Below are 12,816 nucleotides of genomic sequence, written 5' to 3' on the forward strand. Positions count from 1 at the left end.
TCCAAAACACTAAAAAAGCAACGGAGAAGATCGATGAAGATGGTGAAATCCACCCTGGCAGTGCTGACCACCGCCGCCGTGTTCGGTATCAGCGGCCTGGCGCATGCTGGCGCCACCCTGGATGCTGTGAAGAAGAAAGGCTACGTGCAGTGCGGTATCAGTGACGGTCTTCCCGGCTTCTCCTATGCCGACGCCAAGGGCCAGTACAAGGGCATCGACGTGGACGTCTGCCGCGCCGTGGCGGCGGCCGTGTTCGGCGACGCCAGCAAGGTCAAGTACAGCCCGCTGACCGCCAAGGAACGCTTCACCGCGCTGCAGTCCGGCGAGATCGACATCCTCTCGCGCAATACCACCTGGACCAGTTCCCGCGACAGCGCCATGGGCCTGAACTTCGTCGGCGTGACCTACTACGACGGCCAGGGCTTCCTGGTGAACAAGAAGCTCGGCGTTTCCAGCGCCAAGGAACTCGACGGCGCCACCGTGTGCATCCAGGCCGGCACCACCACCGAGCTCAACCTGTCCGACTACTTCCGCTCCAACAACCTCAAGTACACCCCCATCACCTACGACACCTCCGACGAGAGCGCCAAGTCACTGGAGTCCGGCCGTTGCGACGTGCTGACCTCCGACCAGTCGCAGCTCTACGCCCAGCGCATCAAGCTGGCCGCGCCGGACGACTATGTGGTGCTGCCCGAGGTGATCTCCAAGGAACCCCTCGGCCCGGCCGTGCGCCAGGGTGACGAGGAGTGGTTCGACATCGCCCGCTGGACGCTCTTCGCGATGCTCAACGCCGAGGAGCTGGGCATCAACTCGAAGAACGTCGAGGAACAGGCCAAGAGCACGAAGAACCCCGACGTCGCGCGCCTGCTCGGCGCCGAGGGCGACTATGGCAAGGACCTCAAGCTGCCCAAGGACTGGGCGGTACAGATCGTCAAGCAAGTGGGTAACTACGGCGAGATCTTCGACCGCAACGTCGGCGACGGTAGCGAGCTGAAGATCAAGCGTGGCCTCAACGCCCAGTGGAACAAGGGAGGTCTGCAGTACGCACCGCCGGTGCGCTGACCTGACCCGTTCCGGCGCCCGGAGTGTGGGCGCCGGACTGTTTCGAACGACGTGAAGCCTTCCGGGCGGCCACGGGCGTAGCCCCGTGGTCGCCCGGCGGCCTTCCGAGAGGGCTTACATGCAGAATTCCGTCAAGGCCCAGCGCCCGCGGGGGGTATCGCTCAACGATCCCGTCGTGCGCGGCTGGGCATTCCAGGTCATCGCCGTCATCTTCGTCGTGGCGGTCGGCTGGTTTCTCTTCGACAACACCCAGACCAACCTCGCCCATCGCGGCATCCAGTCCGGTTTTGGTTTCCTTGACCACAGTGCCGGCTTCGGCATCTCCCAGCACCTGATCGACTACAGCGAAAGCGACACCTACGGACGGGTGTTCATGGTCGGCTTGCTGAACACGCTGCTGGTCACAGTGGTGGGGATCTTCTTCGCCACCATCCTGGGATTCATCCTCGGTGTGGCGCGGCTGTCGCCCAACTGGCTGATCCGCAAGCTGGCGACCCTGTACATCGAGACCTTCCGCAATATCCCGCCGCTGCTGCAGATCTTCTTCTGGTACTTCGCGGTACTCGGCCCGCTGCCGGGCCCGCGGCAGAGCATCAGCTTCGGCGACCTGTTCTTCGTCAACAACCGCGGCCTGCAGATGCCCGCGCCGATCGCCGCCGACGGCCTCGGCCCGTTCATCGTCGCGGTGATCCTGGCGCTGGTTGGCTGGGTAGTGATCTGGAAGTGGGCCAAGGCCCGCCGACATGCCACCGGCAAGGCCTTCCCGGTGTTCCTCAGCGGCCTGGCGCTGCTGATCGTGCTGCCGGGGCTGGTGTCGCTGGTCGCTGGCGCGCCGTTCCACTGGGACGTGCCGGTGCTGCAGGGCTTCAACTTCCGTGGCGGCTGGGTGGTGATTCCGGAGCTGGTGTCCATCGTGCTCGCCCTGTCGGTCTATACCGCCGCCTTCATCGGCGAGACGGTGCGCGCCGGCATCCAGGCGGTCAGCCATGGGCAGACCGAGGCCGCTGGATCGCTGGGCCTGCGCCCGGGGCAAACGTTGCGCCTGGTGATCATCCCGCAGGCACTGCGAGTGATCATTCCACCGCTGACCAGCCAATACCTGAACCTGGCGAAGAACTCCTCGCTGGCCGCCGCCATCGGCTACCCGGACATGGTCTCGCTGTTCGCCGGCACGGTACTCAACCAGACCGGCCAGGCCATCGAAACCATGGCCATCACCATGAGCGTGTACCTGGCCATCAGCATCAGCATTTCGCTGCTGATGAACTGGTACAACAAGCACATCGCGCTGGTCGAGCGGTAGGGGAAGCAGACTATGACAACGCATACCTTCAAGCCCGACCTGCCGCCACCGGCGATGAGCGTGGGCGTGCTCGCCTGGCTGCGCGCCAACCTGTTCTCCAGCTGGTTCAACACCCTGCTGACGCTGGTCGGCATCTACCTGGTCTACCTGATCGTGCCGCCGCTGCTGGAGTGGGCGATCATCAAGGCCGACTGGACCGGCACCACCCGCGCCGACTGCTCCCGCGAGGGCGCCTGCTGGGTGTTCATCGGCTCGCGTTTCGGCCAGTTCATGTACGGCTTCTACCCCGAGGAACTGCGCTGGCGCGTGGACCTCACCGTGCTGTTCGTTGTGTTCGGTGCCGCGCCGCTGTTCCTCAAGCGCTTTGCGTACAAGGTGAAGTACGGCCTGGGCTTCCTCGTGGCGCTGCCGATCGTGGCCTACTGGCTGCTGCACGGCGGCTTCCTCGGCCTGGAAACCGTGCCGACCAGTTCCTGGGGCGGGTTGATGCTCACCGTGGTGATTGCTGCGGTCGGCATCTGCGGGGCGATGCCGCTGGGCATCCTGTTGGCGCTCGGGCGGCGTTCGAAGATGCCGGCGATCAAGGTCATCTGCGTCACCACCATCGAGTTCTGGCGTGGCGTGCCCCTGATCACCGTGCTGTTCATGTCCTCGGTGATGCTGCCGCTGTTCCTTCCCGAGGGCATGAACCTCGACAAGCTGCTGCGGGCCATGGTGATGGTGGTGCTGTTCGAGGCCGCCTATATCGCCGAGGTGGTGCGCGGTGGCATGCAGGCCATCCCCAAGGGGCAGTACGAAGCCGCGGCGGCCATGGGCCTGGGCTACTGGCGGACCATGGGCCTGGTGATCCTGCCGCAGGCGCTCAAGCTGGTGATCCCCGGCATCGTCAACACCTTTATCGCGCTGTTCAAGGACACCAGCCTGGTGATCATCATCGGCCTGTTCGACTTCCTCAACAGCATCAAGCGCGCCACCGCGGACCCAGCCTGGCTGGGCATGGCCACCGAAGGCTACGTGTTCGCTGCGGTCGTCTACTGGATTTTCTGTTTCGGCATGTCCCGCTACTCCATGCACCTGGAGCACAAGCTGGACACCGGCCACAAGCGTTAGGAGCGATTCGTCATGTCTGAAGCCACCCAAAAGACCGCACAGCCGGCCGTCGGCGATCACGTGATGATCACCATGAAGGGCGTGAACAAGTGGTACGGCCAGTTCCACGTGCTCAAGGACATCAACCTGGAGGTCAAGCAGGGCGAGCGCATCGTGCTCTGCGGGCCGTCCGGCTCGGGCAAGTCCACCACCATCCGCTGCATCAACCGCCTGGAAGAGCACCAGCAGGGCAGCATCGTGGTCGACGGCACCGAGCTGACCAACGACCTCAAGCAGATCGAGGCGATCCGCAGCGAAGTCGGCATGGTGTTCCAGCACTTCAATCTGTTCCCGCACCTGACCGTGCTGCAGAACTGCATCCTGGCGCCCATGTGGGTGCGCAAGATGCCCAAGCGCCAGGCCGAGGAAGTCGCCATGCATTACCTGGAGCGCGTGCGCATCCCGGAGCAGGCGCACAAGTTCCCCGGCCAGCTCTCCGGCGGCCAGCAGCAGCGCGTGGCGATTGCCCGCGCGCTGTGCATGAAGCCGAAGATCATGCTGTTCGACGAGCCCACCTCGGCACTCGACCCGGAAATGGTCAAGGAAGTGCTCGATACCATGATCGGCCTGGCGCAGAGCGGCATGACCATGCTCTGCGTGACCCACGAGATGGGCTTCGCCCGCACCGTGGCGAACCGGGTGATCTTCATGGACAAGGGGGAGATCGTCGAACAGGCGCCGCCGGACCAGTTCTTCGACAACCCGCAGTCGGATCGGACCAAGTTGTTCCTCAGCCAGATCCTGCATTGATATAGCTCTTCGTAGGAGCGAGCTTGCTCGCGAACGGGTTTCCGGCCGCGACAGCGTTGGGCGGGCTCGCGAGCACGCTCGCCCCTGCAAGGGCATCACGCCATCTTTCACGTGACGGGGCTGACCTCGTCACGCTCGTCCCCCCCGATAGCAAGCCCACGCCGCAACGGCGTATGCTGCCAACTCCACCGCACACACCGGCGGCATCGCGACAAACCGGCTGAACTCGGCCGTCGGATCGGTGTTCCCATGTGCAGTGGTTCGTCAGGGATGGGCTACCGTTTGAAGTAGCTCCCCTGCACCCGCCGTCCAAAGGAAGAGAGCCGACGTGAACCTGATCCTATCGCCAATGAACCTCAGCAAAGCCAAGGCCTGGGGCGCCCATGCGGTGACCTCCAGCGGTGTCATCCTCGCGCTGCTTGCGCTCCTCGCGCTGGTCGACAACAGGCCCCAGGCCTGCCTGCTGTGGCTGGGCGTGGCGCTGCTGGTGGACGGCCTGGACGGCACCCTGGCGCGCAAGTTCGATGTCAAGGCGGTGCTGCCGCACTTCGATGGCTCGACGCTCGACCTGGTGATCGACTACCTCACCTACGTCTTCATCCCCGCGATCTTCATCTACCGCTACGTGCCGCTGCCGGTGCATACCGAGCTGCTTGCCGTGGGGGTGATCCTGGTGTCCTCGCTGTTCTGCTTCTGCAACGTCAACATGAAGAGCAAGGACAACTACTTCGTTGGCTTCCCGGCGGCCTGGAACGTGGTGGCGGTTTACTTCTTCGTGCTCGACCTGCACCCCTGGGTGAGCTTCGTCACCGTGCTGGTGCTGGCCGCGCTGACCCTGACGCGCATGAAGTTCCTGCACCCTTTCCGCGTGCGTCAGTTCATGCCGCTGAACATCGCCGTGACCTTCGTCTGGATGCTCAGCAGCGCGCTGCTGATCCTCCAGCAGCCGATCGACCAGCCGTGGCTGCTCGGCCTGTGGTTTGCGGCTTCGGCCTACTTCGTCGGCGTGTGCGTATGGCGCACGGCAATGGAGTGGTTCCACTGATCGCGGAATCTCCATTCCCTCCATCCATCCTGCGATGCTGATCCTCACCCTGTAGGAGCGAGCTTGCTCGCGAACCGCCCAGCGCTGGAGTGGCCGGGAAATGGTTCGCGAGCAAGCACGCTCCTACAGGTTCACCTTAAGCCTGCCGCCCCAGCAAGCGCTGGCGGAAAGCCCCCGGTGTCTCCCCGCAAACCTGCTTGAACAACCGCGCGAAGCTCGCCCGATCGGCGTAGCCCACGTCGCTTGCGATGCGCTCCAGCGAGCGCGCCGGATCACCCAGCGCCTCCTGCGCCGAGGCGATGCGCAGGCGCTGCACATAATCGTTCGGCGACATTCCCACCTGCTCGCGAAAGCGCCGCAACAGCGTGCGCGTGGAACAGTGCACGCGTTGCGCAAGCGTGGCGAGATCGAAGGGTTGCGCGTAGTTATCCTCCAGCCACGCCAGCAGCGGCTCCAGTGGCGAGCCAGCGGGCAGCGGCTCGGGCAGCAGCGGAGTAAAGCGCCGCTGGCGGCCGCGCCCATGCTCGAACACCAGGGTTGCCGCCGCGCGCCGCGCCAGCGCCGCCCCGGCGTGCCGCTCGATCAGGTACAGGCACAGGTCCAGCCCGGCCTGGGCGCCACCGGAGCAGAGCCGGCCCTTGTCGTCGGTGCACAGGGCATCGATGTCCAGCCGGACCTGGGGATAACGCTCGCGGAATGCTGCTTCCAGCGCCCAGTGCGTAGTCGCGCGGCGGTCGTCCAGCACGCCGGCTTCGGCCAGCAGAAAGGCACTGCTGCACAGGCTGCCCAGCTGGACGGTGTCAGGTGCGCGGCGCAGCCAGTCGAGCAGCGGTTGGTTGGCGGCGAAGGTGGCGTCGATGTCCGCGCCGGTGGCGGGGATCAGCAACAGGTCGCAGCGCGCAGCAAGATCGAGCCCGCCTTCCACTTCCACCAGCCCGAAGGGCAACGTCACGGGCGTACCGTCTGCACTGACCCGCAGCACCTCGAAGCGTCGCTCGCCGGCCAGACGGTTGGCGAGGTGGAAACTGTCCATGGCCAGCCCAAGGCTGGAGCACAGGGTTTGCGGGCAGACGAACAGGGCTATCCTGAACATGGCGTCTCGCTTTGCGCTGGCGGTAGGTGTGGCGCTTTCGATCATAATGTTGTCGATATTGCCAATCGTGTCCAGTCGCTGCAATCCCGATACTGCACACATTCCTCCTGACTCGAGCCCAACCATGGCCCACGCCAACGCACAACTGATCGAACGTTTCTACCAGGCCTTTCAGCGCCGCGACGGCGAGGCCATGGCTGCCTGCTACAGCGCCGACGTGCTGTTCAGCGACCCGGTCTTCACCGACCTGCGCGGCGCCGAAGCCGGCGATATGTGGCGCATGCTCACGGCTCGCGCTAAGGATTTCGCGTTGACCTACGAAGGCGTCGAGGCCGATGAGACGCGAGGTTCCGCACGCTGGGTGGCGTCCTACACCTTCACCCAGACCGGTCGGAAAGTGACTAATCACATCCAGGCACATTTCCACTTTCGCGACGGATTGATCTGTCAGCATGAGGACAGATTCGACCTGTGGAAATGGTCGCGCCAGGCCCTCGGCACCAAGGGAGCGCTGCTGGGCTGGGCACCGCCGGTGCAAAGGGCAATTCGTGCGCAGGCCGCCAAAGGCCTCGCAGCGTATCGCGCACAACGGGCGGCGGCGGCCTGATCGCGGGCTTTCGGGCTCGCCCGCGGCGGCTGGATAGGCTTAAATGACAGGCGACTGAGAGCCGGACGCCGCCATGATCACACTTTTCCAGTTCCCGCCCGCCTTCAACGTACCCAACGTCAGCCCCTTCTGCCTGAAGCTGGAGACCTTCCTCCGCCTGGCCGGGCTGGAGTACCAGGTCAAGCATGTGATGGACCCGCGTAAGGGGCCCAAGGGCAAGCTGCCGTTCATTACCCTGGACGGCAAACCCGTCGCCGACACGGCGCTCATCATGCGCACCCTGCAGCAGTACTACGAATTCGACCTGGACGCCGGCCTCGACGCCCGCGGCCGTGGCTGGGCGGTTTCGATCACGCGGCTGTGCGACGAGCACCTGGTACCTCTGCTGGTGTATTTCCGCTGGCTCGACGAGCAGGGCTTCCGACAGGTGAAGGACGTGATGTTCCGCAGCATTCCCGCACCGCTGCGCCCGGCGGCGGGTATGTTCATGCAGCGCAAGATCCGTGGCGACCTCAAGGGCCGTGGCCTGATGCGCCACAGCCGTGAAGAACTGCTGAGCTTCGCCCGCGACGACCTCGAAGCCCTCGACGGTATGCTCGGCGACCTGCCGTACTTCGGCGGGGCCCAGCCGTGCAGCGCCGACGCCGCCACCTACGGCGTGCTGGCCAACCTGATCCTCAGCACCCTGGAAACCCCGCTCAACGACATGGCGCGCAGCTACGAGCGCCTGGTTGCCTATTGTGACCGCATGCAGGCGCGGGTCTGGGCGTCGTGACGGCCGCCGAGCCCAAGCCCTGGTTCGTCTACCTGGTGCGCGCCGAGAACGGCGCGCTCTACTGCGGTATCAGCGACGACGCGCAACGCCGGTTCGAAACCCATCGCACCGGCAAGGGCGCGCGCTTCTTCCATTCCAGCCCGGCCCAGGCGCTGGTCTACGTCGAAGCCTGCCCCGGCAAGGGTGATGCCCTGCGCCGCGAGCGTGCGATCAAGGCGCTGACCAAGAAGGCCAAGGAGCGCCTGGTGCTGGCCAGCCCCTTCACCATCAGCGCCGTGGATGTCGTGCCATCCGAGGGATGAGGTAGGACTCGCGCGAAGCACGGGTTAAGCTGCCGGACCACTTTACGGCCGCTGGAGCGACCCATGTCCGAGCTGATCCTGCACCATTACCCGACTTCGCCCTTCGCCGAAAAGGCGCGTCTGATGCTGGGCTTCAAGCAGCTGTCCTGGCGCTCGGTGATGATTCCGCCGCTGATGCCCAAGCCGGACCTGATGCCTCTCACCGGCGGCTACCGCAAGACCCCAGTGCTCCAGGTCGGCGCCGACATCTACTGCGACACCGCACTGATCGCCCGCCGCCTGGATCAGGAAAAGGCCGTGCCGGCACTGTTTCCCGAAGGCCACGAGTTCACCGTCGCCAGCTTCTCCTCGTGGATCGACTCGGTGATCTTCCAGCATGCGGTCAGCCTGGTATTCCAGCCCGAATCCATCGCCATGCGTTTTGGCAAGTTGCCGCCGGAGTTCCTCAAGGCCTTCGTCGCCGACCGCAGCCAGCTGTTCAGCGGCGGCACCGCCAGCAAGCTCTCCGCCGAGCAGGCCAAGCACCAGTGGCCGGCGTTCATGGCCCGTGTCGAGGAACAACTGGCCCGCGAGGAAGGCGACTTCCTGTTCGGCGAGCCCTCGGTGGCCGACCTGTCTCTGGCCCATTGCCTGTGGTTCGTCAAGGCTACGCCGGTCACCTCGCCGCTGGTGGATGCCTACCCGGCCGTCAGCGCCTGGCTCGGCCGCGTGCTGGGCTTCGGCCACGGTGCGCCCAGCGAAATGAGCGCCGAGGAGGCCATCGCCGTGGCCCGCGACAGCCAACCGGCGGCGCTGCCGCAGGCAGACTTCGTCGACCCCAACGGCTTCAAGCCTGGCCAGCGCGTGGTGATCGCCGCCACCGACTACGGCTGCGATCCGGTAGAAGGCGAGCTGGTCCATACCGGACTGGAAAGCCTGATCCTGCGTCGCGAGGACCCGCGCGCCGGCACCGTTCACGTGCACTTCCCGCGCGTCGGCTTCAGCATCCGCCCGGCCTGAGTCCGGCCGGGCCAGGGCATTGCCGCGTCACCGGCGTACGCAGGCGCGGCAGGTTCTCGGCCATCTCGCGGAAGTGTTGCAGGCGCTCGTAGCAGAGCGCCATTTCCCCGCTGTTGCTGTTGTACCAGGCGTCTGGAGCGCCGCAGCTGACCAATCGCAGATTCAGCGGGCGTGGCGGGCGAAACAGGCGAAACACCTCGTTGACCATCAATTGCAGGTGATCGCCGTCGCGTAGCAGCGCGATCAGCGGCTCGGTCTCGTCACGGTTCACCGACGGTGTATCCCAGGTCAGGCGCCACGCCGCGTGGTGCTGGATCGACGCGGTGCGCCGCGAATGCCGGATCCATTCCAGCGCCTTGCTCGCCTGGCGGAACTCCTGGTCGCAGTAGACGGCCCGCTCGTAGGGCAGGCCGGTAAGCGGCGGCAGCCAATCCAGCCGCGCCATGTCGCTGCCGTAGAGCAGGCAGGCGATGTTGTAGTAGCGCTGCTCGTCCAGCGGGTGGCTGTCCCAGGCCAGCACCTGATCCGGCGGCGGCTTGGGCGTCTGCCATTCCAGCCGCCAGTAGTCGGCGATGTCCAGCAGGCGGGCATCCACCTCGTCGCGCGGCAGCCTGGCGTAGAGGTGAAACAGCAGGATGAAGCCGAGTTGGTCCGCCGCGTCCTCCTCGCGGCCCAGCACCGGGAGATCGTACTCGGCGATCAGCACATGCCCCATCTCGTGCATCACGCTGAACTCGGCGTTGGCCAGCACGAAGCGCGCGACATTGGGAGTCAGCGCCTGGGGTGCCGGGGCGGCGAAAAGGAGTTGGGTGCAGAGCAGCAACAGCAGCGCCAGGTACGAGCGATCCACCCGGGGATGCCCGGAGAGCGGCGACGCAGCGACAGTGAAAGCGTGCAAGGCGGACATGGCGGCCACCGCGAGCGAGAGGCGCCTGATTTGACTGTAGCACCCGCACCACGCGGGCTGCGGAGTGCTTGTCGGAAGTTGGCAGGTTCGCGAGCAAGCTCGCTCCTACAACGAGCGCGCCGTGCTGACCGACTGCCTGTAGGAGCGAGCTTGCTCGCGAACCGCCCAGCGCTCAATCGTCACGCACAAAAAAGCCCATCACGAGACGGGCTTTTTTGTCAGCGCACGGACCTCAGTCCTTGCGCCGCTTGAGCTGGTCCTGCAACTGGGTTGGCAGGCCACGGATGATCAGCATGTCGCGGGCCTCGTCGTACTCCACCTTGCTGCCCAGCAGGTGCGCCTCGAAGCTGATCGACAGCCCCTCGGCGCGGCCGGTGAAGCGGCGGAACTGGTTGAGGGTGCGCTTGTCGGCCGGGATCTCCGGCGACAGGCCATAGTCCTTGTTGCGGATGTAGTCGTAGAAGGCGCGCGGCGCCTGGTCGTCCATCAGCTCGGAGAGCGCGTCCAGGGCCATCGGCTCGCCGATCTTGGCCTGGCTGGTGGCATAGTCCACCAGCACGTCGGTCTTCTCGCGGGCCTGTTCTTCGGGCAGGTCTTCGCTTTCCACGAAGTCGCTGAAGGCCTTGAGCAGGGTGCGGGTCTCGCTCGGGCCATCGACGCCCTCGGTGCAGCCGATGAAGTCGCGGAAGTAGTCGGAGACCTTCTTGCCGCCCTTGCCCTTGATGAACGAGATGTACTGCTTGGACGTCTTGTTGTTCTGCCACTCGGAGATGTTGATCCGCGCGGCCATGTGCAGCTGGCCGAGGTCCAGGTGGCGCGACGGGGTCACTTCCAGCGCGTCGGTCACCGCCACGCCTTCGCTGTGGTGCAGCAGGGCGATGGACAGGTAGTCGGTCATGCCCTGCTGGTAATGGCAGAACAGCACGTGGCCGCCAGTGGAGAGGTTGGACTCTTCCATCAGCGTCTTCAGGTGCTCCACCGCCTGCTTGGAGAAGGCGACGAAGTCCTTGCCGCTGTCCAGGTACTCGCTCAGCCAGCCGCTGAAGGGGTACGCGCCGGACTCGCCCTGGAACAGGCCCCAGGCCTTGTTCGGCTTGGCGTTGTAGCTCTCGTTGAGATCGGCCATCAGGTTTTCGATGGCCTGGGAGTCGCCCAGCTCGGCGTCGCGCGCGTGCAGCGTCGCGGGGTTGCCGTCGGGCTTCTTGTCGATCAGGTGGACGATGGCGTGGCGAATCGGCATGGCGGACCCGGATGTTCAGTGCCGGCGACGCCGCGCGCATCGAAGCGGCGGCGGGGCGGGCGGATTGGAAAACGCCAGAGTTTACCCGACCCGGCGGCGGGATGCGCGACGCCGATCAGTCCGCTGCCGGCACCAGCCCCTCGTCGCGCTCGCGCCGGTTGCGTCGCAGCTGGCGCAGGCGACGGATCACGTAGTTCAGGTGCAGGTGCAGCTCGTACAGCTCGTTGTAGTAGGACAGCGGCACTTCGACCTTGGCCAGCTCGGCCTCCAGCTGTTCCAGGCGCTCGATCTCGGTGCTCAGCTCGGCGCTGCCGGTGCGCTCGTCCAGGCGCCGGTCGATCTCGCGCAGGTAGCGATACCAGCGGTAGATGCGCGCGCGGATGCGCCAGCGGTACAGCGGACCGATGGATTTCATCAGCGGGATGAGGATGGCGATAAAGGGAATCAGCAGGATGATGTAGCGGTCCGCCAGGGAGGCGATACGGAACGGCAGGAAGCGCTGCAGCAGCGGCGGCCCGCTCTTGTAGTAGCGCTCGGCGTCTTCCTGCAGGGCCAGGGTGCGCGGCTCGGCGCTGGGGAAGGCGCCAGCGGCGTCGAGCAGGGTGCCGCTCTTCATGACCGTGCGCGCGGCTTCGAGAATCAGCGGGGTAAGCGCCGGGTGAAAGTCGCCGTTGACCACCAGGGTGGCGACCGGCGCCAGGGTGGCCAGGTCCTGATCCGGCACGTTCTGCGACAGGTTCAGCAGACCTTCGCTGACGTCCACGCGCTTGAGGAAAGGAATCCGCGCCTCGTAGGCGTGGGCGCGACGGAAGCCGGCAAGCTTCAGGTCAGGGCTGGCTGCCAGGCGCTGCACCAGCGGATTTTCTGCCGGGCCGACGAAGAAGGCGGCATCCAGCTCGCCGGCCAGCAGTTCATTGGCCACCGCGTTACCGCCACGCGCCTGCCAGCCGGCAGGCAGCGGATCGGTGGGAATCTCGTTGGCCTTGAGGATGGCCTCGGTCACGGCCTCGGTGCCGCTGCCGGAGCCACCGATGGCCACACGCAGGGCGAGCAGGTCCGCGAGGCGGTCGATCTTCGCCTCGCGGCGCTGGAACAGCCACAGCGGCTCCTGGAATACCGCGCCAAGGGTCTGCAGCTGGGCGCGCTGCTTGGGTTCCAGTTGCTGCTCCTGGCCGCTCTGCACCAGTGCGACATCCACGCCGCTCTTGCCATCCAGCAGTTTGCCCAGGTTCTCCCGCGAGCCAGAGGTGCGCACCAGTTGCAGGTCGAATCCCTGCTTGGCCAACTCTTCCTTCAGTCGCTGGCCAAATACCGCGTAGCCGCCACCCGGTGCGCCGGTGGCCAGGGTGGCACTCATCGGTGGAGGCGGAGCGACGAAGTAGAAGACCGCGGCGACCAGCGCGGCCAGCACCGGCACCAGCCAGAGGTTGGCGCGAACAAGAATGGCGAGGTCCTTGAGCATGTTCAGAAGGCGTTGCATGGGGAGTCCTTGTGACGACGTGCTGTCCTGAAAAGATAGCCAGCCTGCGCGGGGGCGGCCGGCGAATCCGCCCCCGATGGAGCTTGAACCGCTATCATCCGAGG

At 65.6% G+C, this 12,816-nt stretch carries 13 protein-coding genes; 9 read left to right on the top strand and 4 right to left on the bottom strand.

Annotation, left to right across the window (positions count from 1 at the left end; translation table 11 throughout):
* Window positions 1-33: 33 nt before the first annotated feature.
* The 5 genes from AC2T4A_RS10855 (at window position 34) to pcsA (ending at window position 5,309) form a co-directional block, all read left to right on the top strand.
* Window positions 34-1,062, top strand: coding sequence for an amino acid ABC transporter substrate-binding protein (locus AC2T4A_RS10855; RefSeq protein ID WP_236174233.1), 1,029 nt, complete (start codon window positions 34-36; stop codon window positions 1,060-1,062).
* Between the two features lie 118 nt (window positions 1,063-1,180).
* Window positions 1,181-2,365, top strand: a complete 1,185-nt coding sequence (locus tag AC2T4A_RS10860) for an amino acid ABC transporter permease (RefSeq protein ID WP_416744592.1) — start codon at window positions 1,181-1,183, stop codon at window positions 2,363-2,365.
* A 12-nt stretch (window positions 2,366-2,377) separates the two neighbouring features.
* On the top strand, window positions 2,378-3,475 hold the full coding sequence (locus AC2T4A_RS10865; protein WP_416744591.1) for an amino acid ABC transporter permease: 1,098 nt from the start codon (window positions 2,378-2,380) through the stop codon (window positions 3,473-3,475).
* 12 nt (window positions 3,476-3,487) lie between these two features.
* Complete coding sequence (locus AC2T4A_RS10870) at window positions 3,488-4,264, top strand: amino acid ABC transporter ATP-binding protein (protein WP_301532925.1); 777 nt, start codon at window positions 3,488-3,490, stop codon at window positions 4,262-4,264.
* A 349-nt stretch (window positions 4,265-4,613) separates the two neighbouring features.
* Window positions 4,614-5,309 carry a phosphatidylcholine synthase gene (gene pcsA / locus AC2T4A_RS10875; protein ID WP_401033782.1) on the top strand — a complete coding sequence of 232 codons (696 nt, stop codon included), beginning with the start codon at window positions 4,614-4,616 and terminating at the stop codon, window positions 5,307-5,309.
* Between the two features lie 136 nt (window positions 5,310-5,445).
* Here the strand turns inward: pcsA and AC2T4A_RS10880 are convergent, their stop codons facing one another.
* Window positions 5,446-6,402, bottom strand: coding sequence for a GlxA family transcriptional regulator (locus AC2T4A_RS10880; protein WP_486743280.1), 957 nt, complete (start codon window positions 6,400-6,402; stop codon window positions 5,446-5,448).
* Window positions 6,403-6,526: 124 nt separating this feature from the next.
* Here AC2T4A_RS10880 and AC2T4A_RS10885 point away from each other — a divergent pair, with 124 nt between their 5' ends.
* From AC2T4A_RS10885 to AC2T4A_RS10900, 4 genes are all read left to right on the top strand, one after another.
* Complete coding sequence (locus AC2T4A_RS10885; protein WP_486743281.1) at window positions 6,527-7,009, top strand: nuclear transport factor 2 family protein; 483 nt, start codon at window positions 6,527-6,529, stop codon at window positions 7,007-7,009.
* A 73-nt stretch (window positions 7,010-7,082) separates the two neighbouring features.
* Entirely contained in the window at window positions 7,083-7,784 is a 702-nt protein-coding gene (locus tag AC2T4A_RS10890) for a glutathione S-transferase C-terminal domain-containing protein (RefSeq protein ID WP_416744588.1), read from the top strand.
* The gene (locus AC2T4A_RS10895; RefSeq protein WP_416744587.1) at window positions 7,781-8,086 is read left to right on the top strand and encodes a GIY-YIG nuclease family protein; all 306 of its coding nucleotides are present in this window, start codon (window positions 7,781-7,783) and stop codon (window positions 8,084-8,086) included. The genes AC2T4A_RS10890 and AC2T4A_RS10895 overlap by 4 nt, the downstream gene beginning before the upstream one ends.
* A 63-nt stretch (window positions 8,087-8,149) precedes the next feature.
* Window positions 8,150-9,085 (top strand): glutathione S-transferase family protein, encoded by a 936-nt coding sequence (locus AC2T4A_RS10900; protein WP_416744586.1) that lies wholly within the window; start codon window positions 8,150-8,152, stop codon window positions 9,083-9,085.
* On the opposite strand, the gene AC2T4A_RS10905 is transcribed toward AC2T4A_RS10900, so the two are convergent.
* The 3 genes from AC2T4A_RS10905 to AC2T4A_RS10915 all read right to left on the bottom strand — a co-directional run bounded on the left by AC2T4A_RS10905 (window position 9,066) and on the right by AC2T4A_RS10915 (window position 12,712).
* Window positions 9,066-9,992: a DUF4344 domain-containing metallopeptidase gene (locus AC2T4A_RS10905; RefSeq protein WP_416744585.1), complete on the bottom strand. Its 927-nt coding sequence runs from the start codon at window positions 9,990-9,992 to the stop codon at window positions 9,066-9,068. The two genes, AC2T4A_RS10900 and AC2T4A_RS10905, sit on opposite strands and share 20 nt — an antisense overlap.
* A gap of 232 nt (window positions 9,993-10,224) precedes the next feature.
* Window positions 10,225-11,232 carry a nucleoid-associated protein YejK gene (gene yejK / locus AC2T4A_RS10910; RefSeq protein ID WP_184591109.1) on the bottom strand — a complete coding sequence of 336 codons (1,008 nt, stop codon included), beginning with the start codon at window positions 11,230-11,232 and terminating at the stop codon, window positions 10,225-10,227.
* Window positions 11,233-11,347: 115 nt separating this feature from the next.
* Window positions 11,348-12,712 carry a TAXI family TRAP transporter solute-binding subunit gene (locus AC2T4A_RS10915; protein ID WP_416744584.1) on the bottom strand — a complete coding sequence of 455 codons (1,365 nt, stop codon included), beginning with the start codon at window positions 12,710-12,712 and terminating at the stop codon, window positions 11,348-11,350.
* Between the last annotated feature and the right edge of the window lie 104 nt (window positions 12,713-12,816).

This window comes from Pseudomonas sp. PVC-3-1, from assembly GCF_057444315.1.